General features: G+C 72.2%; 2 protein-coding genes. Both read left to right on the top strand.

Features of this window, described 5'->3' with window-relative positions; translation table 11 throughout:
* Window positions 1-21 precede the first annotated feature (21 nt).
* Window positions 22-10158 carry a type I polyketide synthase gene (locus OHT76_RS06195; RefSeq protein ID WP_328869734.1) on the top strand — a complete coding sequence of 3379 codons (10137 nt, stop codon included), beginning with the start codon at window positions 22-24 and terminating at the stop codon, window positions 10156-10158.
* Window positions 10159-10168: 10 nt separating this feature from the next.
* Entirely contained in the window at window positions 10169-22951 is a 12783-nt protein-coding gene (locus OHT76_RS06190) for an SDR family NAD(P)-dependent oxidoreductase (RefSeq protein ID WP_328869733.1), read from the top strand.
* Window positions 22952-22980 lie beyond the last annotated feature (29 nt).

Genomic DNA, 22980 nt, shown 5'->3' with positions numbered 1-22980 from the left:
GACCCGAGACGAGGAGGCGTCATGACCAATCCGACCGGAAATGACAAGAACGACAAGGTCGTTGCCGCCCTGCGGGCCTCGCTGACCGAGGCGGAACGGCTGCGCAAGCAGAACCGGCAGCTCCTCGACGCCGCCCGGGAACCCATCGCGATCGTCGCCATGGCCTGCCGCTACCCCGGCGGCGTCCGCTCGCCCGAGGACCTGTGGCGGCTGGTGGAGACGGGCACGGACGCCATGTCCGCCTTCCCAGCCGATCGCGGCTGGGACCTGGACGCGCTCTACGACCCAGACCCGGACCGCGCGGGCACCTCGTACGTCCGCGAAGGCGGATTCCTGTACGACGCCGCCGAGTTCGACGCCGACCTCTTCGGGATCTCCCCGCGCGAGGCGCTGGCCATGGACCCCCAGCAGCGGTTGCTGCTGGAGACGTCGTGGGAGCTGCTCGAGCGCGCCGGAATCGACCCGGCACACCTGCGCGGCAGGCCGGTCGGCACCTTCGTCGGCAGCGGGCACTCCGGCTACGGCACCGGCGGCGCGCGGCTGCCCGAGGGCGCCGAGGGGTACGTCCTGACCGGCAGCACCTCCAGCGTCATGTCCGGTCGGGTCGCCTACACCTTCGGCTTCGAGGGCCCCGCGGTCACCGTCGACACGGCCTGCTCCTCCTCCCTGGTCACGCTGCACATGGCCGCACAGGCGCTGCGCAACGGCGAGTGCGAGATGGCGCTCGCGGGCGGCTCCGCCGTCATGTCCACCCCGTTCGCCTTCGTCGAGTTCAGCCGCCAGCGCGGACTCGCCGCCGACGGCCGCTGCAAGGCGTTCGCGGCGGCGGCGGACGGCACCGGCTGGGGCGAGGGCGTCGGCGTCCTGCTGCTGGAGCGCCTGTCGGACGCGCGCCGCAACGGCCACCAGGTGCTGGCGGTCGTACGCGGCTCCGCCGTCAACCAGGACGGCGCGTCGAACGGCCTCACGGCGCCGAACGGTCCGGCCCAGCAACGCGTCATCCGTGCCGCCCTCGCCAACGCCGGACTGACCGCCACCGATGTCGACACCGTCGAGGCACACGGCACCGGCACCGCCCTCGGCGACCCGATCGAGGCGCACGCGCTGCTGGAGACGTACGGCCAAGGGCGTGCGGCGGATCGGCCGTTGTGGCTGGGCTCCGTGAAGTCGAACATCGGCCACACGCAGTACGCGGCCGGTGTGGCGGGTGTCATCAAGCTGGTGATGGCGATGCGGGCCGGTGTGCTGCCGCGCACCCTGCACGTCGACGAGCCGACGCCACATGTCGACTGGGCCTCCGGCGCGGTCGAGGTGCTCACGGAGTCCGTCCGGTGGGAACGGGGCGAGCGGCCCCGGCGGGGGGCGGTCTCGGGGTTCGGGATCAGCGGAACCAACGCGCATGTGATCTTGGAGGAAGCGCCGGAGGCGGAGGCGGTTGGGCCTTCGGTTCCGGTGGGTGGTCTGGTGCCGTGGGTGTTGTCCGCCGGTTCTGCTGAGGCGTTGGTGGCGCAGGCGGGGCGGTTGTCGGAGGTCGCTGGTTCTTTCGAACCGGTGGATGTGGGCTGGTCGTTGGCGACTGGTCGGGCCGGGTTGGGGCATCGCGCGGTCGTCTGGGGGAGGGACGCTGACGAGCTGCGGGCGCGGCTGGCCTCCGTCGGGTCCTCCGGTGCGGTGGCCGATGGCCGACTGGCCGTGTTGTTCACGGGGCAGGGATCGCAGCGGGCGCGGATGGGTGCGGGGCTTGCTGCTGAATTCCCGGTGTTTGCACGTGCTTTGGACGAAGTCTGTACGGCCTTTGAAGGGCTGCTGCCCGGGTCGTTGGCGGAGGCGCTGTCGTCCGAGGAGCTGGATCGGACGGTGTTCACGCAGGCCGGGTTGTTCGCGGTGGAGGTGGCTCTTTACCGGTTGGCGGAGTCGTGGGGTGTTCGCCCGGACTTTGTGATGGGTCATTCGGTGGGTGAATTGGTTGCCGCGTATGTGGCGGGGGTTTTCTCGCTGGAGGACGCCTGTCGTTTGGTGGCGGCCCGTGGTGGGTTGATGCAGGCGTTGCCCGAGGGCGGGGCCATGCTCGCGGTGCAGGCTGGTTTGGCCGAGGTCGAGGAGGTTGTCGCCTCGGTTGATGTTGCGGCGGTGAACGGGCCGACGTCCGTGGTGGTTTCGGGTCCCCAGGCGGAAGTGGAGGCGGTGCGGGAGCGTTTGACGGCTGCGGGGGTCAAGTGCCGTCGGCTGACGGTCTCGCACGCGTTCCATTCCTCGTTGATGGAGCCGATGCTGGCGGACTTCGCGCGGGTCGCCGCTGAGATCTCGTATGGCGAGCCGCGGATCCCTGTCGTGTCGAATGTGTCCGGCCGTGTGGCGGGTGAGGAGATACGTACCGCCGACTACTGGGTGCGCCATGTGCGGGAGGCGGTGCGTTTCGCGGACGGCCTGGCCTCGCTTGCCGACGCGGGGGTGACCCGGTTCCTGGAGCTGGGTCCGGACGCGACGTTGACCGCGATGGGCGCCGAGTGCGCGGAGGGTCTGTTCGTCCCGGCGACGCGTCGTGGCCACGACGAGGTGGAGACGTTCACCACCGCCGTCTCTCGTCTGTGGGCGAGCGGCGTCGATGTCGACTGGCCCGCCCTCTTCACCGGCCGCAATCCACGCCGCGTCGACCTGCCCACGTACGCCTTCCAACGCGAGCGCTACTGGCTGGACCGCACCCTTGAGGCGGCTCCCGTGGACGCCGAGGAGGCCCGGTTCTGGGAGGCCGTGGAGCGGGAGGATGCCGCCGCGCTCGCTCACGCGCTGGACGCCGGGCACGACGACGCTCTGCGCGAGGCGCTGCCCGCGCTGGCCGCCTGGCGTCGGCGTCGCCGTGAACAGAGCACCGTCGACAGCCTGCGTTACACGGTCACCTGGAAGCCCCTGACCGCCACGGAGGCGACGACGAACGGCCGTTGGCTCGTCGCCGTGCCCGAGGATCCCGGCGAACCGGCCTTCCTGTCCGCCGCCCTGGCCGCCCTCACCGCGGCCGGGATCGAGCCGGTCACCCTGCCCGTCCCGCTCACCGGCACTCCCGGCGCCGGTCTCGTGGAGCGTCTGGCCGAGCACTCCGCGCAGTACACCGGCGTACTCTCCCTCCTCGCCTGCGACCCTGCCGTCATCACCCCCGACGCCGACGGGCTCGCACCCGCTGTCACCGCCACGCTCGCCCTGCTGCACGCCCTCACCGCCGCCGGGACCGATGCGCCCCTGTGGTGCGCCACCCGCGGCGCCGTCACCGCGGCGCCCTCCGACGCCGCGCCCGACGCGGGCGGCGCCGCGCTCTGGGGCCTCGGCCGGGTCGTAGGGCTGGAACTGCCCGACCTGTGGGGAGGTGTCGTAGACCTCCCCGAGACTCTGGACGAGCGCACCGGACGACTGCTCGCCGCCGCCCTGCGCGGCGCCGACGGCGAGGACCAACTCGCCATCCGCCCGGCCGGGTTGCTGGCCCGTCGGTTCGTCCGGGCCGCCGTCGGTTCCCGCGAGGAGGGCGAGTGGCCGCCGCGCGGCACCGTCCTGATCACGGGTGGCACCGGGGCGCTCGGCGCTCATGTCGCCCGCTCCCTCGCCGACGCGGGCGCCGACCATCTGCTGCTGCTCAGCCGCCGGGGTCCCGAGGCGCCGGGCGCCGACGCCCTCGCCGCCGAACTGCGCGCGGCGGGCAGCCGGGTCACGGTCACGGCGTGCGACGCCGCCGACCGGGACGGGCTCGCCGAGGTGCTGGCCGGCGTACCGGAGGAACTGCCGCTCACCGCCGTGGTCCACGCCGCCGGAATCGTCGAGGACGGCATCGCCGTATCCCTCACCGAGGAGACGCTGCGCCGGGTGCTGCGCCCGAAGACGGCCGCCGCCCACCATCTCCACGAACTGACAGCCCGCCATAACCTCGCCGCCTTCGTCCTGTTCTCCTCCGTCTCCGGCACCGTCGGCACCCTCGGCCAGGCCGCCTACGCCGCCGCCAACGCCTCCCTCGACGCGCTGGCCGCGCGACGGCGCGCCGCCGGTCTTCCCGCCACCTCCGTAGCCTGGGGCCCTTGGGCCGGAGCGGGCATGGCGGGCGAGCAGGTCGTGGAGACCGGGGTCCGGCGGGCCGGTCTCGTGCCGCTGGACCCGGCGCGCGCTGTCGCCGCGTTGCGCCGGGCCGTGCTCGGCGGCACCGACTCCGCCGGCAGCGTCGCCGTACTGGACGTGGAATGGGACCGGTTCGCCGCCGCCTTCACCGGCAACCGGCCCAGCCCGCTCCTCGCCGACCTCCCCGACGTGCGCCGGGCCCTCGCCGACCGGGCGTCCGGCGGCGACCGTACGGCCGACGCGCAGGACCTGGCGGCCCGGCTCAGCGCGCTGCCCGCCCGCGACCGGGAACGGGCCGTGGTGGAGGTCGTACGGGCCCAGGTCGCCGCGGCGCTCGGCCACGCCTCCCCCCAGCGGGTCGATCCCGAACGCCCCTTCAAGGAGCTGGGCTTCGACTCGCTGACGGCCGTCGACCTGCGCAACCGGCTGATCGCCCACACCGGTCTTCGGCTGCCCACCACCCTCGTCTTCGACTACCCCACCACCACCGCGCTCGGCCGCCATCTCCTCACCCGCCTCCTCCCGGAGCCGGAGGAGACCGCCGCCGCGGTACCGGCCGCAGGGCCGGGCGGCGACACCGACGACGACCCCGTCGTCATCATCGGCATGAGCTGTCGGCTGCCCGGCGGGGTCGACTCCCCGGAGGCGCTGTGGGAGTTGCTGGCCGACGGCCGGGACGCCATCACCCCCTGCCCCGACGACCGCGGCTGGGACATCGAGGACTACTACGACCCCGACCCCGAGCGGCCCGGCAGCACCTACGGACGTGCGGGCGGTTTCATGACCGGCGCGGACACCTTCGACGCCGGATTCTTCGGGATCTCGCCGCGCGAGGCGCTGGCCATGGACCCGCAGCAGCGCCTGCTCCTCGAATCGAGCTGGGAGACCATCGAGCGGGCCGGGATCGACCCGCACCGGCTCCGGGGCAGCAGGACCGGTGTCTTCGTGGGCCTCGTCGCCTTCGACTACGCGGGCGCCTACGGTCCAGGGCAGGAGGACCTGGAGGGCTTCCTCGGCATCGGCAACTCCGCGAGCGTGGCCTCCGGTCGCGTCGCCTACGCGCTCGGCCTCGAAGGCCAGGCGATCACCGTCGACACCGCCTGCTCGTCCTCACTGGTCACACTGCACCTCGCCGCGCAGGCCCTGCGGGGCGGCGAGTGCTCGCTCGCGCTCGCCGGTGGTGTGACCGTCCTGCCGTCGCCCTCCATCTTCCTGGAGTTCAGCCGTCAGCGCGGGCTCTCCGCCGACGGCCGTTGCCGCGCCTTCTCTTCCGACGCGAACGGCTTCGCGCCCGCCGAGGGCGTCGGCATGCTGCTCCTGGAGCGGCTCTCCGACGCCCGTCGCAACGGGCACCGCGTCCTTGCCGTCGTGCGCGGTTCGGCGATCAACCAGGACGGTGCCTCGAACGGCCTCACCGCTCCAAACGGCCCGTCCCAGCAGCGCGTCATCCGCGCCGCGCTCGCGGGTGCCGGGCTCACCACCGCCGACGTCGACGCCGTCGAGGCCCACGGGACCGGGACGACGCTGGGCGACCCGATCGAGGCGCAGGCGCTCCTCGCCACCTATGGACAGGGCCGGGAGGCGGACCGTCCGCTCTGGCTCGGCTCCGTGAAGTCCAACCTCGGTCACACCCAGGCCGCCGCCGGAGTCACCGGCATCATCAAGATGGTGCTGGCGATGCGGGAAGGCGTACTGCCGCGCACCCTGCACATCGACGAGCCCACCCCGCATGTCGACTGGAGCAGCGGCGACATCGCCCTCCTCACCGAGGCGACCCCCTGGCCCGAGACCGGCCGCGCCCGCCGCGCCGGTGTCTCCTCCTTCGGCATCAGCGGCACCAACGCGCACATCATCCTGGAGGCGCCGGAGCCCACGTCCGAGGCCACACTGACGCCCGTCTCCGGGGAGCCGGTCTGGCGGGGCGGGCCCGTGCCGTGGGTCCTGTCGGCCCGCGACGGCGAGGCGCTGCGTGCGCAGGCGGGGCGCTTGGCGGACCATCTGGAGTCCGGAGCCTCAGAGGATTTCGGGGCCTCAGGAGAATCCGGAGCAGTCTCTGTGTCCGTCGGGTCCGACGCCCCCGACCCGGCCGACATCTCCTTCGCCCTCGTCACCCAGCGCGCCGCCCTGGAACACCGCGCCGTCCTCCTCGGCCCGGACCGCACCGCCCTGCTGGGCGCGGCCCGTGCCCTGGCCGCGGGCACGGACGTCCCGGAGGCCTCCGCCGGGCGGATCGTCACCGGTCGGGCCAAGGCCGCCGCCGGCGTCACGTTCGTCTTCCCCGGCCAGGGCTCGCAGTGGCTCGGCATGGGCCGTGAACTCCTCGCCTCCAGCCCCGTCTTCGCCGCCCGGATCGCCGAGTGCGAAACGGCCCTGACTCCGTACGTCGACTGGCGCCTCACCGAGCTGCTCAACGGCCCGGAACCGGGCTCCCGTTGGGCGCAGTGGACCGAGCACGTCGAGATCATCCAGCCCGTGCTGTGGGCGGTCATGATCTCGCTGGCCGCCGTCTGGGAGTCGCTCGGCATCACCCCCTCCGCCGTCGTCGGACACTCCCAGGGCGAACTGGCCGCCGCCGTCGTGGCGGGAGCGCTGAGCCTCGATGACGGCGCCCGCGTCATCACCGCCCGCGCGGCGATCGGCGCGACGCTCACCCACCGCGGTGGGGTGGTGTCCGTGGCGGAGGGCGCCGAGAGGATCGCCGAGCGGCTGGCAGCTCGTCACGGCACGCTCACCGTCGGGGCCGTCAACAGCCCCTCCTCCACCGTCGTCGCAGGCACCCACGAGGCGCTGGACGCACTGATCGCCGAGCTGGAGGCGGACGGCGTCTGGTACCACCGCGTCGCCCACTCCTACGCGTCCCACTCCCCCCAGATGGAGGAGATCAAGGAGAAACTGCTCGCCGCCGTCGGACCGGTACACCCCCGCCCCGGCCGCACCGCCTTCCTCTCCACCGTGACCGGCGGGCTCTACGACACCACAGCCCTGGACGCCGCCTACTGGTACCGCAACCAGCGCGAGCCGGTGGCCTTCCGCGCCGCCGTGGAGACCGCCCTCGACCTCGGCCACACGACCCTCGTCGAGGTCAGCGCCCACCCCGTGCTCGTCGCCGCGCTGGAGGACACCGCCGCAGCGGCCGCCAGCGGCGCCGTCGTCACCGGCACCCTCCGCCGCAACGAGGGCGGACCCGACCGATTCGCGACCGCCGCCGCCACCCTGTGGGCTGCCGGTGCCGACGTCGACTGGACCACCCTGCACGGAGGCCGCGAACCGCAACGGGTCGACCTGCCCACGTACCCCTTCCAGCGACGCCGCTACTGGCTCACCGCCCCCGCCGGCGCCGCGGGCGACCCCGCAGGCCTCGGCCTCACCGACACCGGACACCCGCTGCTCGGCGCCGTGGTCCACCCGGCCGACGACGACGGACTGCTGCTCACCGGGCGACTCACCGCCCACGGCCACCCCTGGCTCGGCCAGCACCGCCTGCTCGGCACCTCGCTGCTGCCCGGCTCGGCCCTGGTGGAGCTCGCGGTACGCGCCGGTGACGAGGCGGGCTGCGGCCGGCTGCGCGAACTGGTGCTGGGCAGCCCGCTGATCCTGCCCGAGCGGGGCGGCGTACGGATCCAGGTCACCGTAGGAGCCCCGGCCGCCGACGGCGAACGCACCGTCGAGGTCCACTCCCGCCCCGACCACGGCGACGAGCCTTGGACCTGCCACGCGGAGGGCGCCCTGCTCCCGGAGACCGGCACGGAACCGGAGACGGCGGGCCTCACCGCCTGGCCCCCGCTCGGCGCCGAACCAGTCGACGTCTCAGGCTTCTACGCCGGGGCCGAGGTGGCCGGTTACGGCTACGGCCCCGCCTTCCGCGGACTGCGCGCCGCCTGGTGCCTCGGTGACGAGATCTACGCCGAGGTCGCCCTCCCCGAAACCCTGCGCGCCGAGGCCCAGCGCTACGGCCTCCACCCCGTCCTGCTGGACGCCGCCCTCCACGCCGGTGGCCTGTCTCGCGCGGCCGACACCGCCGCGCTGCGCCAGCCCTTCGCCTGGTCCGACGTACGGCTCTACGCCGCCGGCGCCACCGAACTGCGCGTCCGCCTCACCCCTGCCGGCCCCGACGGCACCCGCATCCTGCTCGCGGATCCGGCCGGACGCCCCGTCGGGGAGGTCGCCGCGCTGATCCAGCGCACCGTCGACGCGGGACAACTCGCCTCCACGGCTGCCGCGGACGCCCTGCTGCACATCGAGTGGACGCCGCTGACAGGGCACCAACCGGCCCAGGACGGAGACGAGTTCGCCACGTGGGCCGTCCTCGGCGACGACCCGCTCGACCTCGCCGCCACCGTCCAGGAGAGCGGCCACGCCGTCACCGCCCACCTGGACCTCGACGGCCTGCTCGCCGTCCTCGACGCGGGCGTCCCCGCCCCGGAGTGGGTCCTGCTGCCCTGCGGCACCCGCAATCCGGACCAGGTCGCCCAACCCACAGCCGCCGACACCGTAGAAACCGCGGCCTTCTTGGACCGCTGGCTCACCGACGAACGGCTGAGCGGCGTACGGCTCGCCGTCGTCACCCGCGGCGGTGTCGCCACCGACGACGAGAGCGGCCCGGCCGACCTGCTGGGCACCGCCGTACACCACCTCGTCCGCCTCACCCAGGTCGAACACCCCGGCCGCGTCGTCCATCTCGACCTGGACACTGCCCCGGACCCCGACGTCCCCGCAGCTCTGCACACCGCGCACACCACCGGAGAATCCACCCTCGCCCTGCGCGACGGCACCCTCCTCGTGCCACGCGCCCGGCGTCTGCCCGAGCCCGAGGCGTACGCGCCGCTCGACGGCACCGTCCTGCTCACCGCCGCCGGAGACGGCGCTCCCGCAGCCGCCCTCGTCCACCACCTGGTGGCCGATCGTGCCGTCCGCTCGCTGCTGGTCGTCGCCCCCGCCACCGATCCCCTCACCGAGCTGACCACCGCCCTCGACGGCGACCTCGGCGAACTGCTCCGCACCAACGGGGCGACCCTGGACCGGGCCACGGCCGACCCCGCCGACCGGAGCCGACTCGCCGAACTCCTCACCGGCCGGCCGCTCACCGCCGTCATCGACACCGCAGCCGACCCCACGACCACCGCCCATCTGCACGAACTGACCGAGGACAGCGCACTGTCGGCCTTCGCCGTGCTCGCCCCCCTGCCCGACGCCCGCCTCACCGCCCTGGCCCACCACCGCCGCGCAGCCGGACTGCCCGTCACCCTCGTCACCGGAGCCCCCTGGGACCAAGGCTCCAAGGCTCCAGGGGAGCCCGCAGCGGCCCCGTCCGCAGCACGCGCCCTGGCCACGGCCCTAGACCTGAGCCTGCCGCCCCTCGTCGCCACCCGCCTCGACCCGGCGGACCTGCGCCGCCGCGCCGCCGCCGACACCCTCCCGCCGGAGCTGCGGCACCTCGTACCCGGTGGTCCGGCCCGCCGCCGCAGCGCTACGGGCGCCGCCCAGGGCACCGACCCGGCCGTAGGCGACGCCCTCGCCCGCAGGCTTGCCGACCTCACCCCCGACGAACGCCTCCGCCACCTCGCCGACCTGGTACGCCGACAGGCCGCGGCCGTCCTCGGCCACGACTCCGCCGACGCCGTCGACGCCGAACGGAAGTTCAAGGACATCGGCTTCGACTCGATGATGTCCGTCCAGCTCCGCAACCGCCTCAGCGCGGAGACCGGACTCTCCTTCCCGGCCACCCTGGTCTTCACCTACCCCGCGCCCACCGCCCTCGCCGCCCACCTGGACAAGCGGCTGCGCCTCGCCGACGGCGCCCCGGGCACCGCCGACGACACCGACCGCGTCCTCGCCGAGATCGAACGGCTCGACACCGCCCTCGCCGCCGTCGAACCCGGCCTCGGCGACCACGCCGCCCGCGCCCGTGTCGTCAAGCGGCTGGAGTCGGTGCTCTGGCGCTGGACCAGCACCACCACACCCACGGCCGACGGCTCCGGCGAGGGCGTCCTCGACGGCGGCGCCCTCGACTCCGTCACCGACGACGAGATGTTCGACCTGATCGACCGCGAGCTTGGAGCCTAGGAGCCCTCAGATGCCGAACAACGAAGACAAGCTCCGCGAATACCTCAAGCGCGTCACCGCCGACTACTCCCAGGTACGCCAGCGGCTGCGCGAACTGGAGGCGAAGGACCAGGACCCCGTCGCGGTCGTCGGCATGGCCTGCCGCTTCCCCGGTGGCGTCGCCTCGCCCGAGGACCTGTGGCGCATGGTGGCCGAGGGCATCGACGGCATCACCCCCTTCCCCACCGACCGGGGCTGGGCCGAGGACCTGTACGACCCGGACCCGGACGCCTACGGCAAGAGCTACGTCGTCGAGGGCGGCTTCCTGCACGACGCCGCCGATTTCGACCCCGAGTTCTTCGGTATCTCGCCGCGCGAGGCCCTCGCCATGGACCCGCAGCAGCGGTTGCTGCTGGAGGCGTCGTGGGAGGCGATCGAGCGGGCCGGCATCGTCCCCGCAGCGCTGCGCGGCACCCGCACCGGCGTCTTCGCCGGCGCCGTCGCCTCCGACTACGCCGCACGCCTCGACACCGTCCCCGAGGAGATCGAGGGCTTCCTCGTCACCGGCAACATGACCGCCGTGGTCTCCGGCCGCGTCTCCTACGTCCTGGGCCTGGAAGGCCCCGCCGTCACCATCGACACGGCCTGCTCCTCCTCCCTCGTCGCCACTCACCTCGGCGTCCAGGCCCTGCGCAACGGCGAGTGCGACCTCGCCCTCGCGGGCGGCGTCACCGTCATGCCCACTCCCTCGGGCTTCGTCGGCTTCAGCCGCCAGCGCGGACTCGCCCGCGACGGCCGCTGCAAGGCCTTCGCGGCCGCCGCCGACGGCACCATCTGGTCCGAGGGCGTCGGCGTCCTGCTCCTCGAACGCCTCTCCGACGCCCGCCGTAACGGCCACCGGGTACTGGCTGTCATCCGCGGCTCCGCCACCAACCAGGACGGCGCCAGCAACGGCCTCAGCGCCCCCAGCGAACTCGCCCAGCGCCGCGTCATCCAACAGGCCCTGGACAGCGCCCGCCTCACCCCGCGCGACGTGGACGCGGTGGAGGCCCACGGCACGGGTACGACGCTGGGCGACCCGATCGAGGCGCAGGCGCTCCTCGCTACCTACGGCCAAGGTCGGGAGGCGGACCGGCCGTTGTGGCTGGGATCGATCAAGTCCAACATCGGCCACTCGGGGGCCTGCGCGGGTGTGGCGGGCCTCATCAAGATGGTGATGGCCCTGCGCGAGGGCGTCCTGCCACGCACTCTGCACGTGGACGAGCCCACCCCGCACGTCGACTGGACCTCCGGCGATGTACGGCTCCTCACCGAGCCCCGCGAGTGGGTCACCCAGGGCGACCGGGCCCGCCGGGGCGCGGTGTCGTCCTTCGGCGTCTCCGGGACGAACGCACACGTGATCGTGGAGGAGGCGCCTGCTGAGGGCGTTGAGTCGGGTCCGGTCGTGGTCTCTGGATCCGGGGGGTTGTCGGGGTCGCCGGTGGTGCCGTGGTTGGTGTCGGGGCGCAGTGCGGGGGCGTTGGCCGCGCAGGCGGGGCGGCTGGCGGGTGTTTCGGGTGACCCGGTGGATGTGGGGTGGAGTCTGTGGGCTTCGCGTACGGCTCTTGAGCATCGGGCGGTGGTCTGGGGCCGGGAGAGCGCTGAGCTGACGGCGGGGCTGGGGGCTCTGGCATCGGGTGGCGTGGCGGGCAACGCCGTGGCCGGCGTGGCGGGTTCGGGCGCGGGCGTTGTGTTCGTGTTTCCGGGGCAGGGCGCGCAGTGGTTGGGGATGGGGCGGGGGTTGCTGGAGTCCTCGCCCGTCTTTGCCGCTCGGATTGCCGAGTGTGAGGCGGCGCTTGGGCCCTTTGTGGACTGGTCTTTGACCGAGGTGCTGAGGGGCGAGGACGACGCGTGGATGCAGCGGGTGGACATGGTCCAGCCGGTGTTGTGGGCGGTGATGGTGTCGCTGGCGGCGGTGTGGGAGTCGTTCGGAGTGACTCCCACGGCGGTGATTGGTCATTCGCAAGGGGAGATCGCCGCTGCGGCGGTGGTCGGTGCGTTGAGTCTGGAGGATGCGGCTCGGGTGGTGGCGCTGCGCTCGGCCGCGATACGGGACGAACTGGCCGGTCGTGGTGGGATGTTGTCGCTGGCGACGGGTGCTGAGCGGGCGTCGGCCTGGGTTGAGCCGTATGGCGAGCGGGTGTCGGTGGCTGTGTTCAACGGGCCGGATGCCACGGTGGTGGCCGGTGATCCCGAGGCGCTGGACGAGATTGCCGCGGCGGCGGAGGCCGCTGGAGTGCGGGCGCGGCGGGTTCCGGTGGACTATGCCTCGCATTCGGCGCAGGTGGAGGACATCCGGGAGCAGTTGCTGGATGCGCTGGCCCCCGTGGCGCCGCGCACCTCGCGTATCCCGGTCATCTCCACGGTGACCGGTGGGGTGTTGGACACGGCGAGGATGGATGCCTCGTACTGGTACGAGGGTCTGCGCCGACCGGTCCGTTTCACCGACGCAGTCCATGAGGTGTTGGCCGAAGGTCACACCCGCCTTGTCGAGATCAGCGCGCATCCGGTGCTGGCCATGGGTGTTCAGGCCATCGCGGAGGCAGTGGAGAAGCAGGTCACGGTCGTCGGGACGCTGCGCCGCGACGAGGACGAGAACGCCCGCTTCATCGCGAGCGCGGCCGAACTCTGGGTCCACGGCACCGATATCGACTGGTCCGCCGTCTACGTGGGCCGGGCTGTGCAGCGCGTCGACCTGCCCACGTACGCCTTCCAACACCAGCGCTACTGGCTGGAGTCCGGCACGGGAACCGCCGACGTCAGCGGCGCCGGTCTGGCCGCCGCCGACCATCCGCTGCTGGGCGCCGCAGTGAGCCTCGCCGCCGATGGAGGGCTGGTCCTGACCGGCCGCCTTTCGCTGCGGACCCATCCCTGGCTGGCGGACCACGCCGTTGCGGGCACGGTCCTCTTGCCCGGCACCGGCTTTGTCGAGCTGGCGATCCGGGCAGGGGACGAGGTCGGCTGCGGGCATCTCACCGAACTCACCCTTCAGGCCCCGCTGGTCCTCCCCGAGCAGGGGGCCGTCCACCTTCAGGTCGTCGTCAGCGCCCTCGATGCACACGGGCAGCGCGGACTCACCGTCTACTCCCGCCCCGAGGACTCCCCGCCCGACCAGGAGTGGACCCTTCACGCAGAGGGGCTGCTCAGCCCGGAGCCGGTCACCTCACCGGGCGCCGGGCTCACGGCCTGGCCCCCGGCGGGCGCCGAGAGCGTGGACGTGTCCGGCTTTTACCCGGGCGTCGAGTCGGTCGGTTACGGCTACGGCCCTGCGTTCCAGGGTCTGCGGGCTGTGTGGCGGCGTGGCGGCGAGGTTTTTGCCGAGGTCGAGTTGGGGGAGGGACAGCAGGGCGAGGCCTCGCGCTTCGGGATTCATCCGGCGTTGCTTGATGCGGCGTTGCATGCGAATGGGTACGGCGATTTCGGCGGCGATGGAGGGGCGTTGCGGTTGCCGTTTGCCTGGACGGGTGTGTCGTTGTTCGCGGCGGGTGCTGACCAGTTGCGGGTGCGGATTACGGCGGCCGGAGACGACGCTCTGGCGGTGGAGGTTGCCGACGGGACGGGTCAGCCGGTTGCTGAGGTGCGTTCATTGGTGCTGCGTCCGGCTGCGGTGCTGGGCGGTGGCCGGGGTGCGGGGGCCGATGACCTGTTCCGTACGGAGTGGACGGCGCTGCCGTTTGCCGAGGAGGTCACGGGGGCGGGGGTCTGGGCGGTGCTCGGGACGGAGGACCCGTACAACGTCGCCGCTGCCGTGCAGGGCGCCGGGGTTGCGGTCGACTCGTACCTGGACCTCGACGGGCTGCGCGCGGTCCTGGATGCAGGGGTTCCGGCACCCGAGGTGGTGCTCGTCTCCGTTGAGTCGGCGGACTGTGGCGAGGGGCTGGCCGAGGACGCGCGCCGGGCAACGGCGGGTGTTTTGATGCTGGTTCGGGAGTGGCTGGCGAACGAGGCTTTGACCGATACCCGGTTGGTGGTGGTGACGCAGGGTGCTGTCGCTGCGCGTGACGGGGAGGGTGTACGGGATCTGGGCACGGCTCCGGTGTGGGGTCTGATCCGGTCGGCTCAGTCGGAGAATCCGGGCCGGTTTGTGTTGCTGGACGTGGATCCTTCGGGCGCTGACTTTGTCGCCGAGGGTGTTTCGGCTGCGTTGGCGGCGGGGGAGTGGCAGCTGGCCCTGCGGGGCGAGGACGTTCTTGTGCCGAGGCTGGCGCGTGTGTCCTCGGGTCCGGCGCTCGTGCCTCCTGCTGGTGAACGGGCCTGGCGGCTGGACACCGTTGCTTCCGGCACGCTGGACGGGCTGGCTCTGCTGCCGTTCCCGGAGGCCACGGCGCCGCTTGCCGCCGGGCAGGTCCGGGTCTCCGTCCGAGCCGCAGGACTCAACTTCCGGGACGTCCTCATCGGGCTCGGCATGGTCCCGGGCCAGACCGTCATGGGCAGCGAGGCGGCGGGCGTGGTGGTCGAGGTTGGCGAAGGGGTCACCCATCTCGCCCCCGGCGACCGGGTCATGGGCTTTGTGACGGGCGGCCTCGGTCCGCTCGCAGTCACCGACGCCCGGCTCGCGGTGCCGATTCCGGAGGGGTGGTCGTTCGAGCAGGCGGCGTCTGTGCCGGTGGTGTTTCTGACCGCGTACTACGGGCTGGTCGACCTCGCTTCCGTCCAGCAGGGTGACACGGTTCTGGTGCATGCGGGTGCCGGCGGTGTCGGCATGGCGGCGATCCAGCTCGCGCGGCACTTCGGTGCGACGGTTCTCTCAACTGCCAGCCCCGGTAAGTGGGATGCATTGCGGGGCCTGGGCCTGACAGATGACCAGATCGCCTCCTCCCGTGACCTCGACTTCCGGGAGAAGTTCCGCGGAGCGGGTGTGGACGTCGTCCTCAACTCCCTCGCGGGTGAGTACGTCGACGCCTCCCTCGACCTCCTGCCGCGCGGCGGCCGGTTCCTGGAGCTGGGCAAGACCGACATCCGGGACGCCGAACAGGTCGCCGCCGAGCGGCCCGGTGTCACCTACCGCGCCTACAGCCCCGGCGACGGCGGCCTGGACCGCGCGAGCGAGATTCTGCGGACCATCGTCTCCCTCTTCGAGTCAGGTGTGTTGGAGCCGTTGCCGGTGCGGGCGTGGGATGTGCGCAGGGCTCGGGAGGCGTTCCGGTTCATGAGCCAGGCGCGGCATGTGGGCAAGGTGGTGCTCACGATGCCGCCGGTGCTGGATCCCGAGGGCACCGTCCTGATCACGGGTGGTACGGGCACGCTCGGCTCGCTCCTGTCCCGTCACCTGGTGACCGGGCATGGGGTACGGCATCTGCTGCTGACGAGTCGGCAGGGGCTGGCGGCCCCGGGCGCGGCCGAACTCGTAGCGGAACTGGGTGAGTTGGGTGCTGCCGTAGAGGTGGCGGCCTGTGACGCAGCCGACCGCGATCAGCTCGCCGCCCTGCTGGACGGACGGCGGCTGACAGGCGTCGTCCACGCGGCAGGCGTACTCGCCGACGGACTGGTCACGTCCCTCACCCCGGAGCAGTTGGCCACGGTGTGGCGGCCGAAGGTCGAGGCCGCAGTGAACCTGCATGAGCTGACCCGTGATGCCGACCTCGCGTTCTTCGCGCTCTACTCCTCCGCTTCCGGCGTTCTTGGCGGCCCGGGCCAGGCCAACTACGCCGCCGCGAATGTCTTCCTGGACGCGCTGGCTCAGCACCGCCGTGTTGAAGGGCTGCCCGGCCTCTCGCTGGCCTGGGGCTATTGGGAGCAGGTCAGTGCGATGACCGGCCATATGGAGGGCCGTGACCGGGCCCGGCTCTCCCAGGGTGGCCTTGTCGGGCTGTCCTCGGAGCACGGGCTTGGCCTGTTCGACAGGGCTGTGGGTCTGGACGAAGGGCTGGTGGTGGCCAGTCCGCTGGATCTGGCCGAGCTTCGAGGGCTTGCGGCGAGTGGCGTGTTGCCGGGGGTGTTGCGGGGGTTGGTGCGTGCACCGGCCGCGGCACGGCGGATGGTGGCCTCAGCGGCGGCCAGTGGCTCGGGCGGGCTGGATCAGAGGCTGGCACAGCTCAGCGAACCGGAACGGGAGCGGTTCCTGCTCGACCTGGTTCGCTCGCACGTCGCCGCCGTCCTCGGCCATGCCGATCCGGGCGCGGTCGACGCGGAGCGGCCGTTCAAGGACCTCGGATTCGACTCGCTGACCGCCGTCGAACTACGCAACCGCCTCAACACGGCAACCGGCCTACGGCTGCCCGCCACCCTCGTCTTCGACCACCCCACCCCCACCGCCCTCACCCGGCACATCCGCTCGGAGGTCTCCGGGCTGCCCGACGCCCCCCAGGAACAACGCACCCTTGCCCGCCCGGCGGACGAGCCGATCGCGATCGTCGGCATGGCCTGCCGCTTTCCCGGCGGCATCGAATCCCCGGAGGAGCTGTGGCGGCTGGTCCTGGCCGGGGAGGACGCCATCACCGCCTTCCCGAAGGACCGCGACTGGGACGACGACCTCTACGATCCGGACCCCGAAGCCCAGGGCAAGACCTATGTCCGGGGCGGCGGTTTCGTGGCGGACGTGGCCGAGTTCGACGCTCAGTTCTTCGGGATCTCGCCGCGCGAGGCGTTGGCGATGGACCCGCAGCAGCGGATCCTCCTCGAAGCCTCCTGGGGGGCCGTCGAGCGCGCCGGCATCGCCCCCGGCTCCCTGCGCGGCACCCGGGCCGGCGTCTTTGCCGGTGCCCTTGCCTCCGAGTACGTGGCCCGGCTGAACGCTGTACCGGACGGCACCGAGGGTTTCCTCGGCACCGGCAACATGTCCAGCGTCACGTCCGGGCGCATCGCCTACCAGCTGGGTCTGGAGGGCCCGGCGGTCACGGTCGATACGGCGTGTTCGTCGTCGCTGGTGGCGCTGCACCTCGCGGCCCAGTCGTTGCGGCAGGGGGAGTGCGACTTGGCGCTGGCGGGTGGTGTGACGGTGATGTGCACCCCGACCGGCTTCGTGGAGTTGAGCCGTCAGCGCGGGCTGTCGGCCGATGGCCGCTGCAAGGCGTTCGCGGGCGCCGCCGACGGCTTCGGCCCGGCGGAAGGCGTCGGTGTCCTCGTGGTCGAGCGGCTGTCGGACGCCCGCGCCAAGGGCCACCGTGTCCTCGCCGTTGTGCGCGGCTCGGCGATCAACCAGGACGGGGCCTCCAACGGCCTGACGGCGCCGAACGGTCCGTCCCAGCAGCGCGTCATCCGGCAGGCCCTTGCCAACGCCGGAGTTGCCGCCGCCGAGGTGGACGTGGTGGAGGCACACGGTACGGGTACGACACTGGGTGACCCGATCGAGGCCCAGGCGCTGCTCGCCACCTACGGCCGTGACCGGGACGCGGACCGGCCGCTCTGGCTCGGTTCGGTGAAGTCCAACATCGGTCATGCTCAGGCCGCCGCCGGTGTCGCGGGCGTCATCAAGATGGTGATGGCGATGCAGGCGCGTGTCCTGCCGCGCACCCTGCACGTGGACGAGCCCACCCCGCACGTCGACTGGACCTCGGGCGAGGTCAAGCTCCTCACCGAGGAACGGGAGTGGCAGGCGAACAGCCACCCACGCCGCGCCGGCGTCTCGTCCTTCGGTATCTCCGGCACGAATGCGCACGTGATCGTGGAGGAGGCGCCTGCTGAGGGCGTCGATTCGGCGCCGGTCGTCGTCTCCGGTCCCGAGGGCCTGTCCGCTTCGCCCGTCGTTCCGTGGGTGGTGTCGGGGCGTAGTGCCGGGGCGTTGAGCGCGCAGGCGGGGCGACTGGCGCGGCTGTCGGGCGATCCGGTCGATGTGGGGTGGAGTCTGTGGGCTTCGCGTACGGCGCTGGAGCATCGGGCGGTGGTCTGGGGCCGGGAGAGCGGTGAGCTGACGGCGGGGCTGGAAGCTCTGGCATCAGGTGCTCCCGCGGCTCACGTGGTCTCGGGGATTGCTTCGGGTTCTGGTGCGCCGGTGTTTGTGTTTCCGGGGCAGGGGTCGCAGTGGCTGGGGATGGGGCGGGGGCTGTTGGAGTCCTCGCCGGTGTTCGCGGCGCGGATCGGTGAGTGTGAGGCGGCACTCGGGTCCTTCGTGGACTGGTCGCTGACCGAGGTGCTGAGCGGCGATGACGATGCCTGGATGCGGCGGGTGGATGTGGTCCAGCCGGTGTTGTGGGCGGTGATGGTGTCGCTCGCTGCGGTCTGGGAGTCGCTTGGGATCAAACCGGCTGCCGTCATTGGCCACTCGCAGGGTGAGATCGCGGCTGCGGCGGTCGTGGGTGCGTTGAGTCTGGAGGATGCGGCCCGGGTGGTGGCTCTGCGCTCGACGGCGATCCGGGATGAACTGGCCGGTCGCGGCGGCATGTTGTCGTTGGCGACCCGTGCTGAGCAGGCGTCGGGGTGGGTTGAGCCGTATGGCGATCGGGTGTCCGTCGCCGTTTACAACGGGCCCGATGCCACGGTGGTGGCCGGTGATCCGCAGGCGCTGGATGAGATCGCCAGGGTGGCGGAGGCCGCTGGCGTTCGTGCCCGCCGGGTCCCCGTGGATTACGCCTCGCACTCCGCGCAGGTCGAGGACATCCGGGAGCGACTGCTGGAGGCCCTTGCTCCGGTGACTCCCTGGCCGTCCCTCGTCCCGGTCATCTCCACTGTTACTGGTGGGGTTTTGGACACGGCCGCGATGGATGCCTCGTACTGGTACGAGGGTCTGCGCAAGCCAGTGCGTTTCACCGAAGCGATGACTACCGCTCTTGCCGAAGGTCACAGCCGCTTCACCGAGGTCAGCGCGCACCCAGTGCTGACCACCGGGGTGCAGGCCATCGCGGAGGCGGCGGAGAAGCAGGTCACGGTCGTCGGTACGCTCCGCCGGGACGAGGGCGAGAGCGCCCGCTTCATCGCGAGCGCGGCCGAACTCTGGGTCCACGGCACGGACATCGACTGGTCTGCCGTCTATGCGGGGCGTGCTGTGCAGCGCGTCGACCTCCCCACGTACGCCTTCCAACGCGAGCGCTTCTGGCTGGAGGCATCCGGCACCACCGGCGACCCCGCCGAACTGGGTCTCGGCGCCGCAGACCACCCCCTGCTCGGTGCCGCCGTGAGCCTCGCCGCCGACGGGGGGCTGGTCCTGACCGGCCGACTCTCGCTGCGGACGCATCCCTGGCTCGCGGACCACGCCGTCACGGGAACCGTCCTGTTCCCAGGAACCGGCTTTGTGGAGTTGGCGATCCGGGCCGGCGACGAAGTCGGCTGCGGACACCTCACCGAGCTCACCCTCCAAGCCCCCCTGGTCCTGCCCGAGCAGGGCGCCGTCCAGCTCCAGGTCGTCGTCGGCGCCCCCGACGAGAGCGGGGACCGACAAGTGACCGTGCACTCGCGCCCGGACGGCGGGGAGGCGGACGCCCCGTGGACCTGGCACGCCGAGGGTGTTCTCGGGGCTGAGGCCGTCGAGCCGCCCGCGACCGATCTCACCGTCTGGCCCCCGCAGGGCGCCGACCCCCTCGATGTGTCCGGCTTCTACGAGGGCGCCGAGGCGGCCGGTTACGGCTACGGCCCTGCGTTCCAGGGTCTGCGGGCCGTGTGGCGGCGAGGCGGTGAGGTTTTTGCCGAGGTCGAGTTGGGGGAGTCCGAGCGGGCGGAGGCGGGCCGGTTCGGGATTCACCCGGCGTTGCTTGATGCGGCGTTGCATGCGAATGGGTACGGCGATTTCGGCGGCGATGGAGGGGCGTTGCGGTTGCCGTTTGCCTGGACGGGTGTGTCGTTGTTCGCGGCGGGTGCCGACTGCCTGCGGGTGCGGATTACGGCGGCCGGAGACGACGCTCTTGCGGTGGAGGTTGCCGACGGGACGGGTCAGCCGGTTGCTGAGGTGCGTTCATTGGTGCTGCGTCCGGCTGCGGCGCTGGGCGGTGCCCGGGGTGCTGAGGCCGATGACCTCTTCCGTACGGAGTGGGCGTCGCTGCCGTTTGCCGAGGAGGTCACAGGGGCGGGGGTCTGGGCTGTTCTCGGGACGGAGGACCCGTACAACGTCGCCGCTGCCGTGCAGGGCGCCGGGATCGCGGTGGACTCGCATCTGGACCTCGACGGCCTACGCGCGGTCCTGGACGCAGGGGTTCCGGCACCCGAGGTGGTACTGGTCTCCGTCCCATCGGTGGACAGCCGCGAAGGGCTAGCCGAGGCCGCCCGCCAGGCCACGACGGATGCGCTGACTCTCCTGCGGGAGTGGCTGGCGAACGACGCCTTGAACGACACCCGGCTGGTGTTCGTCACCCGGGGCGCCGTGCCTGCGGGCGGCGACCACAAGCTGACCGACTTGGTCACCGCTCCGGTGTGGGGTCTGATCCGCTCCGCGCAGTCGGAGAATCCGGGCCGGTTTGTGTTGCTGGATGTGGACCCGGAGTCGGGCGCCGACTTTGTCGCCGAAGGGGTTTCGGCTGCGCTGGCGGCGGGGGAGTGGCAGTTGGCCCTGCGGGGCGAGGATGTTCTCGTGCCGAGGCTGGCCCGTGCTGATTCGGGCGCGGCGCTCGTGCCTCCGGCTGGTGAACGGGCCTGGCGACTGGACACGGTGGCCTCCGGCACCCTGGACGGGCTGGCTCTGCTGCCGTTCCCGGAGGCCACGGCGCCGCTCGCCGCCGGGCAGGTCCGGGTCTCCGTCCGAGCCGCAGGACTCAACTTCCGGGACGTTCTGATCAGCCTCGGGATGTACCCGGGGCAGCCCATCCTGGGCAGCGAGGCCGCAGGCGTGGTGGTCGAGGTCGGGGAAGGCGTCACGCATCTCGCTCCCGGCGACCGCGTCATGGGTGTCGTGCAGCACGCGTTCGCTCCCTTGGCAGTCGCCGATGCCCGTGTGCTGGCACCCGTCCCCGAGGGGTGGTCTTTCGAGCAGGCGGCGTCGGTGCCGGTGGTGTTCCTGACCGCGTACTACGGGCTCGTCGACCTCGGCTCCGTCCAGCAGGGTGACACGGTTCTGGTGCATGCGGGTGCCGGCGGTGTCGGCATGGCGGCGATCCAGCTCGCCCGGCACTTCGGCGCGACTGTCCTCGCAACCGCCAGCCCCGGCAAGTGGGATAAATTGCGGGGCCTGGGCCTGACCGACGACCAGATCGCTTCCTCCCGCGACCTCGACTTCCGAGACAAGTTCCGCGGAGCGGGTGTGGACGTCGTCCTCAACTCCCTTGCCCGCGAGTACGTCGACGCCTCCCTCGAACTCCTCGCCCCCCAGGGCCGCTTCGTGGAGATGGGCAAAACGGACCTGCGCGACCCCGAGCAGCTGACACAGGCGAACCCCGGGATGACGTACGCACCGTTCGAGCTGGGTGAGGCCGGGCCGGAACGCATGGGCGAGATCCTCACCGAGGTGCTGTCGCTCTTCGCGGCGGGTGTGTTGGAGCCGTTGCCGGTGCGGGCGTGGGATGTGCGCAGGGCTCGGGAGGCGTTCCGGTTCATGAGCCAGGCGCGGCATGTGGGCAAGGTTGTGCTCACGATGCCGCCGGTGCTGGATCCCGAGGGCACTGTCCTGATCACCGGTGGTACGGGCACGCTCGGCTCGCTCCTCGCCCGCCACCTCGTGACCGGGCATGGGGTACGGCATCTGCTGCTCACCAGTCGGCAGGGGCTGGCGGCGCCGGGCGCGGCCGAACTCGTAGCGGAACTCGGTGAGTTGGGTGCTGTCGTAGAGGTGGTGGCCTGTGACGCAGCCGACCGCGATCAGCTCGCTTCCCTGCTGGACGGACGGCACCTGACAGGCGTCGTCCACGCGGCGGGCGTACTCGCGGACGGGCTGGTCACCACCCTCACTCCGGACCAACTCGCCACCGTCTGGCGACCGAAGGCCCAAGCAGCCGTCAACCTCCACGAGTTGACCCGCGACGCAGACCTCGCCTTCTTCGCCCTCTACTCCTCCGCCTCCGGCATCTTCGGCGGCCCGGGCCAGGCCAACTACGCCGCCGCGAATGTCTTCCTGGACGCTCTGGCCCAGCATCGCCGCGCCCAGGGTCTGCCCGGGCTCTCGCTGGCCTGGGGCTATTGGGAGCAGGTCAGCGCCATGACCGGCCATATGGAGGGCCGTGACCGGGCCCGGCTCTCCCAGGGCGGCCTTGTCGGGCTGTCCTCGGAGCACGGGCTTGGCCTGTTCGACAGGGCCCTTGCTCTGGATGAGGGGCTGGTGGTGGCCAGCCCAGTCGATCTGGCCGAGCTGCGCGGACTTGCGGCACGTGGCGTGTTGCCGGGGGTGTTGCGGGGGTTGGTGCGTGCATCGGCCGCGGCACGGCGGATGGTGGCCTCAGCGGGGTCGGCCGGTGGCTCGGGCGGGCTGGAGCAGAGGCTGGCACGGCTCAGCGAGCCCGAGCGGGAGCGGTTCCTGCTCGACCTGGTCCGCTCGCATGTTGCCGCAGTCCTCGGCCACGCCGACCCGCGGACCATCGATGCCGAGCGGCCGTTCAAGGACCTCGGATTCGACTCGCTGACCGCCGTCGAACTGCGCAACCGCCTCAACACGGCAACCGGCCTACGACTGCCCGCCACCCTCGTCTTCGACCACCCCACCCCCACCGCCCTCACCCACCAGATCCGCTCGCAGATCCTCGTGGCGGAGGCGGCCGACACGGCTCCGACCCTCGCCGTGGAGCTGGAGCGGCTGGAGCGAGTCATCGGCACCGCAAGCTCCGACGACGTCGTCAGCCACCGTGTCACCGACCGGCTCCGGGCGCTGCTCACGGCCCTGGAGGGCGCGGCGTCCGCGGCTGACGCGGCCGATGACGACGACCTGGACGGCGCCACCGACGACGAACTGTTCGACCTCCTCGACAGCGAGTTGGGGACAGCGTGAACCGATCCAGCCGACTCGACGGGCCGACG

It is taken from the genome of Streptomyces sp. NBC_00287 (assembly GCF_036173105.1).
GTDB lineage: Bacteria > Actinomycetota > Actinomycetes > Streptomycetales > Streptomycetaceae > Streptomyces.
Note: the sequence above shows the minus strand (reverse complement) of the source record. Positions and strands in the feature narration are given on the sequence as shown.